This window comes from Nostoc sp. KVJ3, from assembly GCF_026127265.1.
GTDB lineage: Bacteria > Cyanobacteriota > Cyanobacteriia > Cyanobacteriales > Nostocaceae > Nostoc.
Genome location: NZ_WWFG01000009.1, coordinates 1 through 20,203, shown reverse-complemented (window position 1 = coordinate 20,203; position 20,203 = coordinate 1). Strand labels below are relative to the sequence as shown.

The following is a 20,203-nucleotide window of genomic DNA, read 5'->3' as shown; positions in this document are numbered from 1 at the left end:
TTGTTGTAATTTGTGGCTTCGGTGCTGAAACACCTACCACGCGTCCACCCCGCCAGAAAAGACAGAATGTAAAACCCCCACTGGAGTAAGAATCAAGTGGAGCCTTTCATTGATTATAAGCCTTACTTCCAACAGATTAAAAGGAAAAAAAGAACTTATTTGAAGGCTTTACCCAAACTACTTGACTCTTTCCCCCTCTACCGCACAAGTTACGCCAACTGTTCTGTAGATAAAAGTTGAACATCAGTCTTTTCTTGGCCAGGGCAATTTAACCCACTGCCAGGAGAAAGAAATTGAAAAATCTATCCAGTGTTCTACCATCTGCTCTAAACCTACTGCCAGTAGAGAGCTTAAGCGAGTTTACCAGCCGAATTGAGCGAGAATTTATTACTGATTCAGCGATCGCAGTTTCTCTGTACACTGATAACATCCGCATCGTCTCGGACATAGAAATTAGTGATGGCGGGGATGTATCAACCCCAATCCACGATGCACTGAACTGGAAATATACCAGATTTGGGCATCAAGCCAAACCCACACTCCACGCCGCAATATTTATTAATGAAGACGGTAGCCCCTGGCAAGGCAAACTCAGTCAACCGAGGACTGACACGAAAAAAGACAAAGAGCAAAAATACGAAACCCCAATTGGCAACGGTTCACGGGCTTATCTCCCCACCGTCAACCGAGAAAATAGACGCTTAATAGCCAACCGCTACGGCGTAGAAGTCCCCCCTCCTGGCGAAAGTTTCTGGAACTGGCTAGAACTCCACCCAGAAATCCCGATCGTGATTACAGAAGGCGGTAAAAAATCGTTATGCCTGTTGTCAGAGGGATTTGTAGCCATTGCCCTTTACGGAATTAACGGCGGCTACCGCAGCAAAGATTTATTAGGCAACCATGTTTTGCCCTATTTAATCCCAGATATAGCAAGATTTGCTGTTAAAGGGAGAAAATTTACCCTCGCCTTTGACCAAGACACCAATACTCTAACCCAGAGACGAGTTAACGCTGCGACTTTCCGCTTTAGCCGATTACTGACCGCCGCCGGCTCAATAGTTGATATCGCCATCTGGGACGGTCAAAAAGGACTGTGTAAAGGCGTTGATGACCTGATAGTAAACGCTGGGGTAACAGCCTGGTCTTATGCCTTAAAGCAAGCCCTTTCAGTAGCACATTGGCAATTGTGGCAACGCTTAGAAAATCGGTTAACTTACGAACCCTCATTAAAACTGACCACAGCCGACTTATCGACCTTAGAGATCAAAGACTTACCTGAGTCAGGAATTATTGGCATCAACTCAGGCAAAGGCACTGGTAAAACTAAGTTTATGGCCAAAGCAACAGCGCATTCTCCGAAATTATTAGCACCGAGTCACAGAATTGCGCTCGTACAGAATTTATGTGCCAGGGCAGATTTAGATTACCGAGGCGACTTAGATAAAGTCAACGGCAATTTTATCAAAGGAGGAGCTTACAGTTTCCGAATTGGTTTCTGTGTTGATTCACTCCTAGCCATCGACCCGAAAAAATTTGCTGGCTGTGACTTAATCATTGATGAAATTGTCCAAGTTGTTCGTCACTTACTAACTTCTAGCACCTGTGATAAAGACGGTAAACGTCCAGCATTACTAGCGAGATTTGCAGAATTAATTAGAGTCGCCCGCCTGATTATTGCTGCTGACGCTGATTTAAACAACCCAACCCTAAATTACCTCTGGGAACTGCGAGAAGAACCAGCCCCAATCTACTTAATTTGTAACGACTATCAACCCAAACCCTACCACGTAACATTTATTCAAGCCAAAGACAAATCAGCTGTTATAAACGAGTTAATCCAAAATGCACAAAACATCAAGTCAGGTAAGGCGCTATATGTCACCACAGATAGCAAAGCCACCAGCAAGACAACAGCCCGACTGCTACAAAAACAAAATCCTGGTATTAGAATCCTGCTAGTTAACTCAGAAACCAGTGGCAATCCAGACGAAAAAAGGTTTCTAAAAAATCCCGATGCAGTATTAGCTTCAGGGTTATATGACGTAATTATTTGTTCTCCCACAGTCGCCACCGGAGTCAGCATAGAAATTCCAGAAGTCATCGAGAAAGTCTATGGAATTTTCACCGGCGCATCATCCACCGACGCTGATATGTCCCAATCCTTAATTCGAGTGCGAGACAACGTAGACCGCACAGTTTGGTGTGCCAAACGTGGGACAAATTATTGTAAAGTTTCTCGCTCCAGTAATTATCTAGAAATTAAAGCACAATTACAACAGAGAACAGATGCCACTGTTAGTTTAGTCCGCTCCAACCTCAGACCTGATATTGTTGAAGGTATTGCTAATTTCGATTGGCAATCAAACCCCCATGTTAATTTGTATGCCCGAATTAGTGCCGAGCAGAATTATTCAATGATGAATCTCTCTGATGCACTGCTAATTCGACTAAGACATGAAGGGCATCAGATTACAATTGATAATCGACAATCCGAATCGGCAGTCAAACTGTTATTAAAGTCAGCCAAAGACGAAATCAAACAAATTGAAGCCAAAGACATAGTAGCCGCCGCCGATTTAACTTACCCAGAAATAGCCCTGCTAGAATCCCAAGAAGCAGTTTCACCAGAAGACGCACTAGCAATTAGAAAATATTACCTGAAAGATTTCTACTGCGTAGACGAGCTAACATTAGAAGTTGTACTTTGGGACAAAGAAGGCCGACGGCGCGGGGAACTGCTCAACTTAGAAGCGCAACTTTATCCCGAATTAGGACTTGACAGAACAGCCAAATCATTAGAGAAACAAGCTAATTGGAATCAAGCTGTTTGCCCGTGGGATATTTCCGGTACAGCACTGCGGCGTTCTATGCGAGAAGCATTTGGATTAAATGACTTTTTAGATCCAAACAAAGAATGGACTAAAGCTGACCTCAAACCCTACGCCGACAAGATTCGCCTTTATGCCCCAGAAATATTACACCATCTCAACCGCACCATCAGCGACAAAATGAGTGATGTGCAGGTTGTGCATCAGATGTTATCGCAGTTGGGAATCAAAGCAGCTTTTCGCTGGTCGAGGTTTGAGCCGGGGTTTGAGAGGCAAAAAATTAAAGTCTACCGACTTGATCCTGAAACTTGGTCTAGCCTGATGTCCATATTAGCTAAACGTGCCGCACGACGCGAACGCCTGAAAAATCTTGGAGAGTCTGATGGATCAGCTATGTCTTTTAATACTCAAAATAATCTAGGAGATCCAAATCAACATCACCCGAAATCCCTTATAGAAAAATTGATTGGACTTGTATGTACCGTCACAGGAGATGATGACCAGTTCTTGGTACAGAGCAAAACATTAGATAGTAGCTTAAGATGTCAGAACTTAACCAACAATACAGTGGTTTTATTGCCGTTCACTGAACTTACACCAGTAGATAGGGACTGAAATAGACTTGATAAATTGTTGCTCTCATATTTGCACTGCCATATTCAAAAGCAGTGCTGGTTCGAGGTGGCTAATTTCTCAATAGTTTTGTGCATTCACTCTAGCCAAAATGAAAAGTTCATTATCAGACTGCACCTGGTGACACGAACCTTCTATTTCCGCCAGATTGTCCGATTACGCGCTCATCGTCGCTCCAATGTGGAGCTAACATTCTACTTCTGCGCTGACTATGATTTGGGTTTCCTTGATCGTGAATTACCAGGAGTTAAATTAGAAAGCGTTGATGCTTTCCAACTCTGCCCCGAAGCGGGTAACGCCAGTGAGCAGACAGGCCACGCTATAGTCAATGCTCTAACCCAACTTTGGCAGTCAAAACAGAAAATTACTCAACCGGCGATCGCCAACATTGCCGAAATCTCCCAAGCTTGGGTGAGCCGATTTACCCAGAGATGGGGGGGCTGGCAGCAATGCGAAAAAATTATTACTCCTGCTATTAGATAGTCTTAATAGCCGTAGTAATAAAAATTTGGCTGACTTAGACGACGATGAAAAGTGGTTAGCCCGTAAATACTTCCCGATGTTGATTGCTGAATCAGAATCATCACTCCCAACTTCGCTAGACGGGGTGGCGGAAGTTACCGAAGTTCTTGGTAGTACGGCGATGCGGCGAGTTTTACACTCATGTTGCCCGGCTGTTACGGCTTCACTGCTGATGATTGTACTGAGTTGTCTGCCCACCGAAGTTTACTCAAATGAGTCCATTCTAAGAGCCGTTGCCCGGTGCAACACATCTGTAACTTGACAGTGACGTTATAAAATTTATTGGTTTTTAATTCCTACTGAACTTAACAGTAACAAAAGACGCTCCCGGAGATGATGACGTACTTAATCATTCACTGAGCGGACAGATCAACATACCTCTACACCCGATTACTTAATTAGGTGTAGTAACGACCTTTGTCAGGGCTGGTGACTTGTTCAACAGACTTAATGAGAAAAGTTAGCTTAGAAACAAATTTCTGTTCTGAAAGTTGATGTCATGGGAACTATAGGTAACAAGTCTAATTAAAATTTCTCAGTACTGCCTATCATGTCCTATCTACTATTACGTGATTTGTTCCAAGTTAGGCAATACAAACCTGTGCCAAAAAAGCAACTGTCTAAGGTGAGAACACCACTGATTTTGATTGGCTTTACCTTAGCAATAGGGGTGATTGGCATTGCTAGCTACTTCGTAGTCAGAAAGTTAATTGTTCAACAACTTCAGGAAAAAGCGCTGCTTCAGGTTCGTCAAGGAACTGATGAGATTGATCAATGGTTAGCAATTTGCTCTATTGAAATTCAAACTATTGCTAATACAGAGGTGGCGCGTTCCTTAAATTGGGGAGTTATTGAACCATATTTAAACGCAGAAATTAAGCGCACTGATGAATTTTTCAAAATGGCAGTTTCGCTGCCCAACGGTTCCTATTACAACACTTTGGTAGGTAAAACTGATGCCAACAACTTGGATCGGGATTTTATTCAAAAAGCAATGGCAGGACAAGTCAATATATCAGATCCCTTCATCAGTCGGACTTCTGGAATTCCGGCTGTGGCGATCTCTTCTCCTATTCGCCAAAGTTATGACCTTACCAGTCGTCCTATTGGAGTTTTGAACGGTAGCTTGAAGGTAGATCGAATTATTCAAGTAGTCAACAGACTGCACTACGGTAATGGCAGTTATGCATTTGCACTTAACTCCAAGGGAGAGCCAATTATTCATCCCAATCCAGCGGTGATGTCAACTCTAGAAAAACCTGCCCACAGTTTTCTAGAGTCAGCCGACCCTAACTTAGCGGCGCTTGCTAGTCGTATGGTCAACCAACAGCAAGGAATCGAACTCATTCCCATTGATGGCACCAACAAATATGTTGCTTATGTTCATCTCAAACAAGCGAATTGGTCAATAGCTCTGGTTATACCGCGTGAAAACATCGAATCTCAACTAAAAGCGCTGAACTTACTTGCTTCCATATTGGGTGGACTACTTGGGGTCGCAGCAATTATAGCTTGGCGACAAATACAACTATCTCAACAAGCGAAAATGCAGGTTGTGCTGCTTAGTCAACAACAAAAAACATTACAACAGCAATCGCTTGAACTGGAGCAAGCTTTACGAGAATTGCAACAAACTCAAGCTCAGTTGATTCAAACTGAAAAAATGTCTAGCTTAAGTCAGTTAGTAGCAGGACTAGCACATGAAATTAACAACCCAATCAGCTTTATTTATAGTAATATCACTCCCGCCCATGAATATCTCCAAGATTTGCTCAGATTACTGCAACTTTACCAACATCACTATCCCCAGCCGGTGCCAGAAATTCAAGATGAGGCAGAAGCAATTGAATTGAATTTCTTGATGCAAGACTTGCCGAAGTTGCTGACTTCGATGAAACTCGGTGCGGACAGAATTAAACAAATTGTGCTATCTCTCCGAAACTTCTCACGCTTAGATGAGGCAGAAATGAAACTGGTAAACATCCATGAAGGTATCGATAGTACACTAATGTTTTTAGAAAGCCGCCTCAAGGCTACACCAGATCATCCAGCAATTGAAATTCTCAAAGAATATGCTGACCTGCCACTGGTGGAATGCTATGCCGGAGAACTCAATCAGGTGTTTATAAAACTTATAACAAACGCAATTGATGCCATAGAAGAGTCATTCGTTATTTGTCATCTCCTGCCTCAAGGTGAAGACAGCGCGTCTACTTCATTGATAAGGCGTAAAGGTCAAATTCGCATTCAAACTGAACTTACTGCTGACAAACAAATAATTATTCGCATTGTTGATAATGGAGTTGGGATTCCTGAAAATTTGCAAAACCAATTATTTAATCCCTTTTTTACTACTAAACCTGTTGGCAAAGGTACAGGCTTAGGTTTATCTATCAGTTATCAGATTGTTACTCAAAAACATCAAGGAAAATTGCAGTGTAATTCCACTTTGGGTAAAGGTACAGAATTTGTGATGGCAATTCCATTAAACCAGCAAAGGCAGCAAGCTGCCTAATTGGGGGCAAAAGTAGCGTTTTCAAAAAAGTATAACTCCAGATTAGAAGCAAGTTTCACCTACGCTGTTTCTATGTTCCCCCGATGTTGACTGTTGCTGACTATAGCCAAGACACTCCAGCTACGCCGTCGCTGTGATTCAGCAAACACTGATATAATCATGAGGTTTCAGCTACGCTGTTATCGTTCTTTATCCCACCCGAAATCACCCGAAACCGTCCTCCCAGCTACGCTGTTGTCCCCTCGCCCCCAGTCTCTCGCTGTGTCCCCGTACCTCCGTAGCACTTGACACCTCGCTACTCCCGTATTTTGGCTAGAAGCAAGCCGTGCCTTTTGCCTCCGGCAAACCTCGCTTCGCTCGGACGACAGGCTTGCCAAAGGGGGAAGTGTCCCCGCTTTGGAAACCCCCTCTCATACCTCCCTCAGTTATGCGTCCTAAACTGTCAAAAAACCTGCTTCGTACCAAGACATTAGAAGCTCGTGTCAACGTAATCGAACACGAGATGATTAAGTTGAAAGCACAAGACGCGGGACTAAGCATAGCTGAATTAACAAGACGCAGTGTTTTACTAAAACCACTGCCCAAACGACTGAGCAAAATAACCCTAGCTACTTATAGAGAATTAGTACGCATCGGCAACAATATTAATCAACTTACCAGAGCCACCAATACAGCTATTAAAATGGGACTGCGACCACCCGCAGATCCAGAACAACTAAAACAGCTACAAGAACTCTTACAACAAATTGGTCGGGAACTGTCCCAAATTGAAACTGAAATTACCGATGACGATGACATTGACGACGACGGAGAGCAGGAGGACTGGGAGTAAAAATGATTGGCAACCAAACCAAGGGTAAAAGCTTTCGTGGACTCCTTGACTATCTTGAAAACAAAGAGCAGTCATCTTTAATTGGCGGCAATATGTTTGGCAGAAATGCCAGAGAACTCGCTAGAGAATTCCGACTGTCTCGACAACTTAATCCAGAAGCGGAGAAAGTAGTTCACCATGTTTCGCTCTCACTAAGCCCAGGCGAACAGCTAGACAATGATACTTGGTGCCTTGTAGCCGACAAGTACATCGAGGAAATGGGTTACACAGCTAACCAATATGCCATCTACCGCCACAGCGACCGCAACCACGACCATATACATATTTGCGCCAGCAGAATCAGTTTGGATGACGGCAAGATTACCCGCGATAGCTGGGAGTATGTGCGCTCTGAAAAAATCATTCGACAGCTAGAACTAGAATATGGTTTACAGCAAACTCTAAGTAGCAAGGAGAAACTGAACCGCGCCCCCAGCTATGGGCAACAGCGACGAATCGAAAGGGAACAACTAGAATACGAGCATGGTTTGAGAAACACGCCGCCACAACAGTCAATCAAAACCCAACTAATTGAAGTAATCGACCGCGCCATAGTAGATAAACCGACTATGCCGCAACTGGTTGAGCGATTGCAATTACAAGGTGTAGAAGTTCGTCACGGATTAACACGCAACGGTAAAAGTAAGGGCATCTCGTACTCGTGGAATGACCAGAAATTCAGCGGCACATCTTTGGGGCCTGCCTATACATTCCCAGGTTTACAAAAACATAAGTTTATTGACTACCAGCCCCAACGGGATGATGAGCTTATTGAGAATCTGTTGAAGAATCCTAAAGAGCAAGCAGTGGAGAGCCAAAGATTCATAAATACAATCGTTGACTTTATTGAACAGTCAGTAGTTGATGATGCCTTGGCTGAAACGTTGCCACAATTAACAGAACAACTATCTATTTATCGGCAACAACTCTTTCGAGCTAAAACTGCATTCAATGACTTTGAAACAGCGTTGACGACTGAGTTGCAATCCCACGCAGATCAGAAAGCAATTTTGTCAATCTCTGATTATATTGAGCAATCAGCTATCGAGTCAGCTTTAACTGAAACAGTATTAGGATTAACAGAGCAACTATCTCAATACAAAGAGCAACTATTTATTGATAAAACTACATTCAATGACTTTGATGAAGCATTTACGGCTGAGTTGCAATCCCATGCAGTGAAGAAAGCCATTTTATCAATCTTTGATTATATTGAGCAATCAACTATCGAGTCAGCTTTAACTGAAACAGTATTAGGATTAACAGAGCAAATTTCTCAATACAAAGAGCAACTATTTATTGATAAAACTACATTCAATGACTTTGATGAAGCATTTACGGCTGAGTTGCAATCCCATGCAGTGAAGAAAACCATTTCATCAATCTTTGATTCTTACGGGGGGACAAAAAGGGCTAGGATGCAGATAAAATAAGCTTCATAGCTCTTTCGCCTTGTTGATAATACTTACGCTTATTAGGAGCTAGTGTCATTAACTCGGACACCAATTCATAAGAATTTTCCATGAAATTGACCCAGTTAGACCCATATAATCCAATATAAAAACTGCTATGACGGCGAATTGTCCTTAAAGATTCTTTAATTCGTCCAACATATTTTTGAACACCCATGCGTTTAATTTTTTGACCAGATATAGTTGCACTTGTATAGGCGAGCGAGATTAATAATATTAGGGAAATTAGCCTTTGACCTGATACATTAGTATCTTCCAAGTTATAACCACCGCTTTTAAAATCTCTAAACATCTCTTCAATATCAAAACGCTGTTTATAAGCAATAATCGCCGAATCTAAATCATCTAAATTAGTTAAGATAAACCAAGCCTCTTCCGGCGCAACTCCAAAGCGTTTACGTTTCCATTTACCTGCAAGATTAAAGGTAATAAATCCTGTAGATTTTGTATATTTAATACCTTGATAAAAGAAAGAAAGTCCAGGTGCTAAACCTAAATCTCTTAATTGCAGCCAAATTTCCGGTTCTATTTCTATAAATGCATCCTTTTTTAAGCGTAAACAGAAATATACTTTCTGCTCTGTCAACCAGTTAGCCAGCTTTATTGAACAAAATTCTCGGTCTCCTAACACTACAGTTTTATAATTCTTGAAAATCGGTAATGCTTTTTTGAATACTGCTTCTTGCTCATCAAAATTACTCGAACCTAACTTGCCTAACAACTCAAAATATATTGGGATAGACCTCTTATCCCAAACTACGCTGATCATTAATAAATTAATACATCCCCAATTAGTCCTGTCTATTACTAAATAAACAACTTGATTTAAAGGAAAATATATTTCTAGCCAACTTTTAATAATTGGGAACCATATCTCTTCAACATTTATATAATTTAAAGATAAGAATCGTTGGATTTTCTTTCTTCTACTTTCAAATAATATGGGGATAGGTAAACCAGTAGCCAATGCTTCAAGGCTTACAGTTTTTATTGATTGTAATAAATTAATTAGAATTTTTAGTAATAAATATTCTGCACGTCCCAATTCTCGCTTGAGGTTTGTCTCGTAGAATTCTGGTAACATTATCATTAAATAGAGCTTGTTGCGAATGAAGGCTCTTTTTGTTTTACCACAAATTGCTACACTCGTTGCCCTATATCTATTTCAGGATATTTTGTCTCCCCTCAAGTCTTTGATTATATTGAGCAATCAGCTATCGAGTCAGCTTTAAGCCAAGCAGTATTAGGATTAACACAGCAAGTTTCTCAATATCATCAGCAGCTACTTGAAGCGAAAACTACATTCAATGACTTTGAAACAGCATTGACGGCTGAGTTACAATCTCATGCAGAGAAGATAGCTATCTTATCAATCTCTGATTACGTTGAGCAATCGACTGTTGAATCTGCCTTAACTGAAACAGTATTAGAATTAACGCAACAACTTTCTCAATACAAAGAGGAACTCATTACAGCTAAAACTACATTCAATGACCTGGATGCAGTACTTGCGAATGAGTTACAATCATATCTAGAGAAAAGAGCTATTTCATCGATTTCTGATTATATTGAGCAATCGGCTGTTGAATCAGCATTAACCCAAACAGTATTAGAATTAACGCAACAACTTTCTCAATACAAAGAGGAACTCATTACAGCTAAAACTACATTCAATGACCTGGATGCAGTACTTGCGAATGAGTTACAATCATATCTAGAGAAGAGAGCCATTTCATCAATTTCTGATTATATTGAGCAATCGACTGTTGAATCGGCCTTAACTGAAACAGTATTAGAATTAACACAACAACTTTCTCAAAATCAGCAGCAGCTATCAGCCGGAAGAACCATATTCGACGACCTGGAAGCAGCGATTGTTTATTTGGAGCAACTCCATAGATCGCAAAAACCAGTAGACGCAATTGCTCTTAATCAAACTCCAACTATAACCACAGATGAACCAAAGCTAACCCCGAATCAAACAGCCGAGTTATATGAGTATTACAGCGCCGACTTGCAAAACTTATTAGTGACTGACCGAGATAAAGAAATTGCAATCAGGGCGCTATTAGATGATAAACCAGCCCAAGATGTTGAAGAAATTATCTTTGCCAGTCCAGCCGGATGGACTATTGATGAAGCTAAAGCATTAGTTTTAATCGCTAACAATCAACTGGCACACTTACAAGAACAACCCCAGTTTGTACCTCCACCAGAGGATGAAAGCAAAAGGCAAGTACTACAGTATTACCTGACTCAAAAACGCGCTATAACTAATTTTCTTGTGCAACCATTACAACGGCAGGGGTTGGGTTATATAGATCAACAGGCTCAGGTTGTGTTTATCAAGCGGGGTTTAGATGGTTCTAAGTCAGGCGCACTGGTTTGGGATACCGCACGGATTGACAATCGTTGTACGGAGTACCCCGAAAACAGCGATGGGCTACGCCCCGCCGGAGGCGATCGCTCTCCTGGGTGGTTTCATTTCAAATTGGGTGGAGAGCCTGACGATAAAATTGAGAGAGTATACCTGTGTTCTTCCCCCATTGATGCGCTGACAATGGCAGAGATTGATAGGAATGCACACAAGGGGCAACCACCAGTTAGAACAATGTACATGGCAGTGGATGACCAGGATAACTTGCCTTTTGAACTCCTCAGAAATATCAGCAGAATTGGACTGGCATTTAATAATGATGATCTTGGTAATGAAGCTGCCCAGGTTGTTCAGGAAATGCTACCCCAGGCTAAAAGAATTGCACCCAAGGGGCTTAGTTGGAATGAGGTTTTTGTTAGAGAGCGGCAGCAGCAGCAAGAGATGCTGGAGCAAAAGCAACGGGGGCGAGGTTTTAGTCGATGATCTCGCGCCATCGCCGACGAACTCGTGACCGCTACGCTCTCGGAGTCGGTGGCTCTTACGGGCAGAAAGATTACTGGTTGGGCCAACTAGATCGTGCAAGCCCGCAAGAGCCACTCCGCTGCGCCGACTCCGAGCCACGAGTTCTGAAATCTTGGAAGTATTGACACTGTAGACCTTTTGAATATATTAATGCTTAACAGTGGGGCAGGTAGTACGGAGAGGTTTTGGTAAAGGTGCCGTGCGATCGCTATTTTGGCGGCATAGCGCAATCAGTTTGCCACTGGCGGGAAGTGAGGTAAGTAATTAACAGCGTCAAAATAGTACCAAGATTGAGCAATGCCTACTCAATAGTAGAGATTACGGAGTTGCTGGAATTAAAGTTGACAAATATTTCCGTAGACTTCGTGGCGGCAAGTGTTAATGCTTAAGCAGAAAATCATGATCAGCAGAAAAATTATTAGTCAAAGTTCTGAGCAGCACACCTGTCAAAAACTCATTATATTACCTGAACTTATAAAGCATAGCTGAATTTACTAATTGGGCGTTAACTGATGAAAAAATCTGTTTCTATCGTCATCACAGTTTACAATCGAGAAAACTACCTTGCTGCGGCAATAAAAAGTGTCCTAGCTCAAACTTGGTCTGACTTAGAATTGTTAATCTGGGACGATGGCTCTACAGATCGTTCCGTTGAAATCGCATCGAGTATGCCCAGCAAGATCAACGCATCCGAGTCATAGCCGCCAAACATACTGGTATCGCCCTGCTATCCACGGGGCTGTTGCTGCAACTACTGGAGATTATATCGGTTGGGTAGACAGTGACGATATTCTAGCTCCAACCGCCTTAGAACAGACAATTTCCATTCTGAATAACCACCCCTTGGTAGGACTTGTTTACACAGACTATCAACTAATGGACGAACAGGGGAACCTGTATGGAATCGGGCAGCGTTGCCAAATCCCCTATTCCAAAGAACGGCTACTTGTTGACTTTATGATCTTCCATTTCCGCCTAATACGCCGCACCGTTTACGAGCAAGTGGGAGGTATTGATCCGAACTTTACTTATGCTGAAGAGTATGATTTGTGTCTAAAACTCTCTGAAGTCACTGAATTTTACCATATCGCCCAGCCTCTCTACTATTATCGTCGTCACTCTGGTAACTTGACTAACCAACAGTTTGAACCGATTCGCTGGTCTCAAAAAGCAATCAATAACGCACTCAAAAGGCGGGGGTTAGACAGCCAATATGAGCTATCTATGCAAGTCGTCGCTCATTTTACTATTAAATCTAAACACCGCTCTCAAAACACTTCTAACTCCCCTCAGCAAATTTTAAATTCACCAACCACTGTTTCGATTATCATTCCAACTTACAATCGGAAACATTATCTTAAATACGCTCTCGATAGCGTCTGTTGTCAAACCTATACTGACTACGAAATAATCGTAGTTGATGACGGCTCCACTGATGGGACTGCGGATTGGATTCAAACCCATTATCCACAGGTCAAACTGTTACAAATACCCACTAATACTGGTGCTGCTGCCGCTAGAAATTTGGGCATCAAAAACGCGCTGGGACAATTTATCGCCTTTCTCGATAGCGACGACCAATGGCTACCAGACTACTTGCAACATCAAATTGACACTCTCAAACAAACACCCACTGCTGTCCTCAGCTACTGCAACTATATCGCCATTACTAGCGTTGACCACAAGGGCGACCAAATGAGCCTCAGTCCAAGCCATCCAGACGACCTAATTTTTTCGATGCTTTGGCGATGCTTCATTCACACACTCTCTCAAGTCGTCGTACCCAAATCAGTCTTCCAAACAGTTGGTTTATTAAACGAACAGTTGAAAGGCTGTCATGACTGGGAGTTTTACTTGAGACTGTTTGCACACGGGTCTCCAGTACATATTCCCAAGTATTTAGTTCGCAAACGCTGGTTGCCTGACAGCATCGTTACTCAATCTAACTGTACTGGATGGTTAGCAAATGGGCTTCAAGTCCTAGAAGAATTTTATCGTCGCCCCGCCAACGCCTGCTACAGCGATTTGCGACCAACCATTGAAACTCATTTTCGTACAACTGTAGAACAATTCAAGTCATACATTTTCCCCGCTTTCAATCAAAATCAGAGCCAGTCCATCACTGCCTCCCTAGTTTCCATTATTATCTCTAGTGATAACGCCAGGAGATTTGCTGCCTGCCTACACAGTTGCCAACAACAAATTTATCAGAATCTGGAAATTATTATTGTTGAACACGACTCAACCGAGGACTTGAGCGAAATTAGTCGCCAATTTGCCAGCACAACTAAAGGACGTGTAATCTTAACTCAATGCCAGCAACCAGGAGCAAGTTCTGCTTACAATCAGGGATTAGCTTTAGCTACTGGTGACTATATCCAATGGCTGGATGGTTCAGATGAATTGACAAAAGAAAAAATTGCCTTGCAAGTAGCAGCATTAGAACAAAATCGTCAGTTTGACATTGCCTATGGTGATTGGCAATGGTGCTTTTATCAAAACGAGCAGTGTCAATTAAGAATTGCTTTTGCATTCCAGCAGAATGACGATGAAAGAATGCAGAGACTAATGCATAACTGGCAACCTCTTCATGCCTTCCTAATTCGTCGCTCTACAGCAGTGCGCTTGCAAGAGTTACAAGTGTGGAATGATCCACAGACTCAATTGGATGCAGACCGGGAGTATTTAACTCTAGCAGCAATGGTGGGGTTTCGTTTTCTTCACGTTCAAAATTCTACCGTACTCTACAATCATTTCTCCTCCAGTCAGATAATTTTGTCCGACTCTTATGTTCTGAGAGTCGAGAGACTCAAGCAAATGTTTTTACGCTTTCAATACCATGCCACAATGCAGCCACTAGGTGAGATTACAGAACAACATTGGTTTCTGCTCAAGCAAAGTTGGGATTTGTGGAAACTCGCACCAGTTACACTTGAGCGACACGGAGAAGAAGCTTTTTTTCTTCAGCACTCTCAAAAAGAGCTAGGAATACCGCTCAACTTAGCCCAAGCCAGGATAGTCAGCGCCTTATACAAATCTGAGCAAGCTTGCACTTTAGAAGATCATGCTCGTCAAATTGTGCGGATGTTTTGGAAGCAAATCGTTCAACAGCCTGGAGGTGAGGCAAAAAATGTTGCAGCCGAACTCACAAGATGGGTAGGACTTGCTCATCCTGAAACTTCTGATTCTTCCCCTCGTCAACTGGGGCACACTGGCAGTCAAAGTACATCTTTACTGCAAGCCTCAATTGATGCAATTCCGTTGTCTGCCCCGTTGTTTGTAGAACAGCAATTGGCAGTGCTTTACGTACTGGACAAACTTCGGACTGCTGGAATGCTTAACCAAGTTTCTGCTCCACAGTCAGAAATAAATCAGTCAATGCCAGCTAGATAAATCTTGTAAATTCTTTTCCGAAAAAACATCTAAAACATATAAAAACTTTAATCTAACTATAAATTCACTTGTCAAGCCAGAATTTTACCTAAAAAACAACCAGTAATAATTTCCGTAAAGCTTCGGTAGACTGAAACGCAAATATTATCTTATCTTCAACTCAAGTACCTGCATTATTCAAAGATTCGAGGTTTGATGAATATCTAGAAGTGTTGAGTTCGTTCCAATCCTTAAAACTTGAGAATTCCGAAATCATTTCTTACCTGGACTATCTTCATCAAAGATATTTGTTTTCTGAGAGCAAGCATTTATTCAATTCTTAATTAATCAAATGGCTATTCAGTACTCTTTATGCTAAATCAATCTGCCCCAAATCTGAAATCCTTGATTAAAATTCAAATTGGCAGGATTTTTGGGAATTTTTAGGCTGATTTAGCAATTTCAATATTCTAGCTTGTCTTTTTAAGCTATTTTTTGATGTTTCACTAATAGTTAAGTATCTTTTGTAATGAATCCTCAGAGAAATTAAGATTTTGATTTCATCATAACAAACTCTCAATAGATAATTATACGGCTCAGTTTTTCGTCACAATAATTCATCATTAAAAAGATACAACTTATGTCAAGTACTGATATGATTATCCCCACTGATGCTTCTTCATCTCAAGGAGGGCTATTACCATCTTCTCTGACAGTCACATCTTTCAGCAGTGGAAGAGAGTATAATTCGTCATTAATAGGGTTGCAAAAAACATCTCCAACAAGTAGTGCTTCTGGTCTGATTGACACTAATCAGGAAACTCTTACTAACTACAGTAATTCTGTTAGTACTATCTCTGATAGTTTACCGTTATTTAATCAATCAGTTTTTTCGACATCTCTGGCATCTCAATCACTTCCAAACAATCCGACAACTGGTTTAGATCCACTGACTGGAAGTGGGAAAAATCTGTCCCTAGTTGGAATTAATAGTAACGATTCTCTTTTAAATCCTAGTTCAGTATTAAAGGGAAGTTTGGTAATTTCGATAATCATCAAAATTTCCAGTTAACTCTACAAGATGCTAATGGAAATCCAGAAACTTTTCTCTGACTGGCGATGGTGAAGGTGAAGTATTTCAAACTAACCTTGGTGAGCAAATTATTTTCACTGGTACTGATGGAACCACGAAAGTCCAAATCTCAGCATCCAATAATCTTCAATTTGGTGATTACATTGGTTCAGAACTTAACGTTCAGACAGAAGGCAGTATTACATCTGGCAATATCCTCTCGAATGGTGGGGCAATTAACCTAACCAGCTATCAGGGGTCTGTTACTAGTAAAGGTAACATCACTACTAGCGGCGGCGACATCAGCCTCACTAGCACTGAAGGATTGGTCGCGGTTTCAGGGACATTAGATGCCTCAAGTCTGGCTAATGGGCACAAGGGCGGAACCGTACAAGTATTGGGAAACACGGTTGCCTTGCTTGACCAAGCTCAAATTAATGTATCAGGTAATGCTGGAGGTGGGACTGCTCTTATTGGTGGTGATTACCAGGGCAAAGGGACAGTGCCTCAGGCTCAAAGCACGTTTGTCAGCAATGGTGCAAAAGTTAACGCCGACGCAGTGAACAGTGGTAAATGGTGGTAAGGTAGTTGTTTGGTCTGACAATACACCCGCTTCTTGGGCAACATTAGTGCCCGTGGTGGAAGCAAATCCGGCAATGGAGGGATGGTCGAAGTTTCAGGAAAACAACTGCTCGATTTTCAAGGGATGGTTTATGCAATGCTGTTAATGGGTTAGCCGGAACTTTACTGTTAGACCCCAAAAATATTATCATTGACGATTCACAAGGACGTGCCGCTTATATCAGCGGTCCTTTCCAATATTGGGGTAGTTCTGCAACTGCCAGTGACCAGAATGCTATGAATGCAGCATTTGGCGCTGGTAATTGGGATAATCTGAGCCTCTCCAGTGCTGGAGCAACTCCTTTCGCCACTGGCACAGGCAATGATTACAAATTTATCTTTCTGGATGGTGGAGACAGCCAAGCCGTCAATCTAAGTAATATCTAGCAACTAACTCGGCCAGCATAGATGCCTGGGTCAAGCAAGGCGGACATCTGTTCATTAATGGCCGCTCCTAACGTAGGGGGTAGCTTCTCATTGGGCTTTGGAGTAACGCTTAATTATGATGGTTCTAGTGATTTGCCAGGGATGTAGTTGCTGCCGAGCCATCTCATCCCATCTTTAACGGTCTACTGCCTACCGCTACCAGTTTTAGCGGGGATTACTTCAGTCACGCCACTGTTTCTGGCGGAGGCATTACCCCTATCCTTTTGCGTAACTCTGGCGGCGGTGGAAACCCAGGTGGAAACCCAGGCGGAAACCCAGGCGGAAACCCAGGTGGCGGCTATGGTGGAGACCAGATTGTTGTCCAGGGTGGCGGCTATGGTGGAGACCAGATTGTTGTCCAGGGTGGCGGCTATGGTGGAGACCAAATTGTTGTCCATAATGTTGTCCAGAACGTTGTCCAGGGTGGCGGCATCGTACTAGGAGAAGAGCCTGTAGGACAAGGGCTTGCTTTATTTGGTGGAATGACCACTAACCAACTGGCACACGCCGCAACCAAGTGCAAACAATTTGCTGGTCAATATTCTTGAGTATGCGTCTGCACCCACACCGCTCAGTGCTAATGATACCTTTGCCCCAAAATCCGGATGTGACAACAACGATCTCGCCCACGCAAATTACCAAATTACAAATGCGGGGACAGCCGTGGTGCTGCAAGCTAACAATGACATCACGGTTAATAAAGCAATTACGACTAGTGCAGTCGGAAGCGGTGGCAGCCTGACCCTGGAAGCCGGTCGCAGCATCAATGTCAATGCTAACATCACTACGGATAACGGCGATTCTGACGCTTAAGGCTAATGATTCTGATGCGGTAGCGGCGGAACGTGACCCTGGTGCAGCAGTGATTACTATGGCTCTAGGAACTACACTGAATGCTGGTACGGGTAGGTGAGCGTTTCTCTGAATCAGGGTACTGAAGGCGGAAATAATCCCAGCGGTGATGTCACAATTGGTAGTATTGCCGCGAAACAAGTGGACATTTTGAGTGATGGCGGTGTCACTACACAGAGCGATATTGAAACCAATGGCGGTGATTTAAATATTACTGCTCTTAAAGATATCGCTGTTCAGAAAATCATCGCCCAAAATGGTGGAATTAGTCTCACCAGCAGTAATGGTGCGATTACTGCAAGTAGTGAAATTACTGCTGATAATGGTGTAACTGCTCTAGCCAAACAGGACATCACAACTAGCAATCTCAGTTCAAATAGTGGAGCAGTCAGCTTAATTAGCACTCAAGGTGCTGTTATGAATGGTGACATTACTTCCACCAGTGGAGGTGTAGCAATATTAGCAACCCAGAACATCACCACTAATAACATCCACTCGCAGAATGGAACAGTTACCCTAAGTAGTCATAGTGGTGCTGTTACTACTACTGGCGACATTAATACCGATGGTGGCAGTGTAGATATTGCAGCAGGTGGTGATGTGGCAACCCATAGCATCACCTCAAATAATGGAGCAGTCAACTTAATCACCAGCCTGGGTACTGTTACTACCTCTGGTGATATCATCGCTACCAAGGATGTAGATATTGAAGCAGGCGGTAATGTGGCAACTAGCAACATCCTGTCGCATGGTGGAGCAGTTAACCTTAGTAGCACTACTGGTTCTATTACTGCTAGGGGTGATATCGCTACTAGCAGTGGCTTTGTAGATATTGAAGCAAGCGGTGATGTAGCAACCCGTAGCATCACTCAAATAATGGAGCAGTCAACCTGATTAGCAAGCAGGATTATTACTGCTACTGGGGATCTGACTACAGAAGGTGACTTTATAAACATTGAAGCTACTGAGAATATTGCTACCCATAATATCCTGTCACATGGTGGAGGTATTTATCTGACTAGCACCAAGGGGCAGTAAATACAGGATTTTTAAATTCAAACGGGAATGGTGCAGGGGGAGATGTTTATGTGCAAGCCTGGTGTATTCCAAGCTACAGGCTCAGTAGCAATCAACAGCAAAAATTATAGGGTTTTACACTGGCAACAGCTCGCTTATCATTGCTCAAGGTTCTGCTTCACTCTTATCTGAAGTCTCAGCCCTGATTATTATTCCAAGGGTTTGGATAAATCTCAAGAAATACAGCCCGACACCAGTAGCATCCAAGTAGCAAATAACCCTACCGTTCACCCTGATAACCACCAAGACCTTTGGCCGTCTCAAATTAACCTTCAACAGATAAACAGCAGCAATTAGAAGGTTTTATCAAGCAATTGTGGCACGCAGTCCAACCATTAGCTGAATTTGTCTTAGGAACTATGTACCAGTTTCTGTATGACAATGGTGGCTCTATCAGAGCGTTATTAAAGCCTTTGCAGCTGACTCAAAAAGAAGAAGTTTTATGGGAGCGAACTCTGCCAAACTCAGCAGCTTTTAAGTTGGGACGCACGCTTGGAGGTGGAGCAGCAATTGTCCAAGGAATAGCAGAGTTCTTGACAGGGAGTATTGCAGAAGTTGGGGGTGGAGGTTTATGTATTACTGGAATAGGCTGCCCTGGTGGGGTAGTAGCGATCGCCACAGGGGCAATTTTGCAGTCTCATGGTGCAGCTACGGCTATATTCAGTGCTGGGGAAGAAGGCAAGTTGCTTAGGGATCTACTTAGCCCTAATAGAATGGAAAGCAGCTCAAATAACCCTCTAGAAGGACAAAATTTTTACGTACCAAATCCAAAAGATAATACTACTCTTAGCTCGATTCGAGAAGAATTATCAAGTGAAAATATACTGTCTGACCAGAAAATTGATGAGGGAGGATTTGGGACAGTTTATAAAATTCCAGAACATAAAGATTTAGTGATTAAAGTCCCTACTCAATCCCAAGGGGGACAAAATAATCAATTGATTCAAGAAGCTAAAAACCTATATGAGCTAACAAAGAAAAACTATCCAACTGTCTATAAAGGTCTAATTGAGTGGGTTGATTCCAATGGTATTAGCAGGCAA

Annotated in this window: 17 protein-coding genes; 16 read left to right on the top strand and 1 reads right to left on the bottom strand. The window is 42.4% G+C overall.

Translation table 11 applies throughout. The features are described 5' to 3' along the window. Nucleotides 1–293 precede the first annotated feature (293 nt). The 6 genes from GTQ43_RS38195 to GTQ43_RS38170 all read left to right on the top strand — a co-directional run bounded on the left by GTQ43_RS38195 (nucleotide 294) and on the right by GTQ43_RS38170 (nucleotide 8,802). On the top strand, nucleotides 294–3,443 hold the full coding sequence (locus GTQ43_RS38195) for a plasmid replication protein, CyRepA1 family (protein ID WP_265277859.1): 3,150 nt from the start codon (nucleotides 294–296) through the stop codon (nucleotides 3,441–3,443). Between the two features lie 138 nt (nucleotides 3,444–3,581). Further along, entirely contained in the window at nucleotides 3,582–3,944 is a 363-nt protein-coding gene (locus GTQ43_RS38190; protein WP_265277858.1) for a hypothetical protein, read from the top strand. A gap of 25 nt (nucleotides 3,945–3,969) precedes the next feature. Continuing rightward, a complete protein-coding gene (locus GTQ43_RS38185) occupies nucleotides 3,970–4,245 on the top strand; it encodes a hypothetical protein (RefSeq protein WP_265277857.1) in 276 nt (91 codons plus the stop codon). Between the two features lie 288 nt (nucleotides 4,246–4,533). Then, on the top strand, nucleotides 4,534–6,498 hold the full coding sequence (locus GTQ43_RS38180; protein WP_265277856.1) for a sensor histidine kinase: 1,965 nt from the start codon (nucleotides 4,534–4,536) through the stop codon (nucleotides 6,496–6,498). 427 nt (nucleotides 6,499–6,925) lie between these two features. Further along, nucleotides 6,926–7,330, top strand: coding sequence for a MobC family plasmid mobilization relaxosome protein (locus GTQ43_RS38175; protein WP_265277855.1), 405 nt, complete (start codon nucleotides 6,926–6,928; stop codon nucleotides 7,328–7,330). A 2-nt stretch (nucleotides 7,331–7,332) separates the two neighbouring features. Next, nucleotides 7,333–8,802 carry a relaxase/mobilization nuclease domain-containing protein gene (locus GTQ43_RS38170; RefSeq protein ID WP_265277854.1) on the top strand — a complete coding sequence of 490 codons (1,470 nt, stop codon included), beginning with the start codon at nucleotides 7,333–7,335 and terminating at the stop codon, nucleotides 8,800–8,802. Here the strand turns inward: GTQ43_RS38170 and GTQ43_RS38165 are convergent. Beyond that, nucleotides 8,783–9,925, bottom strand: coding sequence for an IS4 family transposase (locus GTQ43_RS38165; protein WP_265277253.1), 1,143 nt, complete (start codon nucleotides 9,923–9,925; stop codon nucleotides 8,783–8,785). The two genes, GTQ43_RS38170 and GTQ43_RS38165, sit on opposite strands and share 20 nt — an antisense overlap. Before the next feature lie 240 nt (nucleotides 9,926–10,165). Between GTQ43_RS38165 and GTQ43_RS38160 the strand changes: the two genes are divergently transcribed. The 10 genes from GTQ43_RS38160 to GTQ43_RS38115 form a co-directional block, all read left to right on the top strand. Further along, nucleotides 10,166–11,701 (top strand): toprim domain-containing protein, encoded by a 1,536-nt coding sequence (locus tag GTQ43_RS38160; protein WP_265277853.1) that lies wholly within the window; start codon nucleotides 10,166–10,168, stop codon nucleotides 11,699–11,701. Nucleotides 11,702–12,252: 551 nt separating this feature from the next. Next, nucleotides 12,253–12,441 (top strand): glycosyltransferase family 2 protein, encoded by a 189-nt coding sequence (locus tag GTQ43_RS38155; RefSeq protein ID WP_265277852.1) that lies wholly within the window; start codon nucleotides 12,253–12,255, stop codon nucleotides 12,439–12,441. Continuing rightward, nucleotides 12,392–15,133, top strand: coding sequence for a glycosyltransferase family 2 protein (locus GTQ43_RS38150; protein WP_265277851.1), 2,742 nt, complete (start codon nucleotides 12,392–12,394; stop codon nucleotides 15,131–15,133). The genes GTQ43_RS38155 and GTQ43_RS38150 overlap by 50 nt, the downstream gene beginning before the upstream one ends. A 619-nt stretch (nucleotides 15,134–15,752) precedes the next feature. Continuing rightward, complete coding sequence (locus tag GTQ43_RS38145; RefSeq protein ID WP_265277850.1) at nucleotides 15,753–16,184, top strand: hypothetical protein; 432 nt, start codon at nucleotides 15,753–15,755, stop codon at nucleotides 16,182–16,184. 325 nt (nucleotides 16,185–16,509) lie between these two features. Beyond that, the gene (locus GTQ43_RS38140; RefSeq protein WP_265277848.1) at nucleotides 16,510–16,767 is read left to right on the top strand and encodes a hypothetical protein; all 258 of its coding nucleotides are present in this window, start codon (nucleotides 16,510–16,512) and stop codon (nucleotides 16,765–16,767) included. A gap of 275 nt (nucleotides 16,768–17,042) precedes the next feature. Next, complete coding sequence (locus GTQ43_RS38135; RefSeq protein WP_265277847.1) at nucleotides 17,043–17,192, top strand: hypothetical protein; 150 nt, start codon at nucleotides 17,043–17,045, stop codon at nucleotides 17,190–17,192. A gap of 263 nt (nucleotides 17,193–17,455) precedes the next feature. Continuing rightward, on the top strand, nucleotides 17,456–17,779 hold the full coding sequence (locus GTQ43_RS38130) for a hypothetical protein (RefSeq protein ID WP_265277846.1): 324 nt from the start codon (nucleotides 17,456–17,458) through the stop codon (nucleotides 17,777–17,779). Between the two features lie 224 nt (nucleotides 17,780–18,003). Further along, complete coding sequence (locus GTQ43_RS38125) at nucleotides 18,004–18,144, top strand: hypothetical protein (protein ID WP_265277845.1); 141 nt, start codon at nucleotides 18,004–18,006, stop codon at nucleotides 18,142–18,144. Next, nucleotides 18,141–18,977, top strand: coding sequence for a hypothetical protein (locus GTQ43_RS38120; protein WP_265277844.1), 837 nt, complete (start codon nucleotides 18,141–18,143; stop codon nucleotides 18,975–18,977). The genes GTQ43_RS38125 and GTQ43_RS38120 overlap by 4 nt, the downstream gene beginning before the upstream one ends. 497 nt (nucleotides 18,978–19,474) lie before the next feature. Next, a partial coding sequence (locus GTQ43_RS38115; RefSeq protein WP_265277843.1) for a hypothetical protein occupies nucleotides 19,475–20,203 on the top strand: 729 nt, incomplete at its 3' end.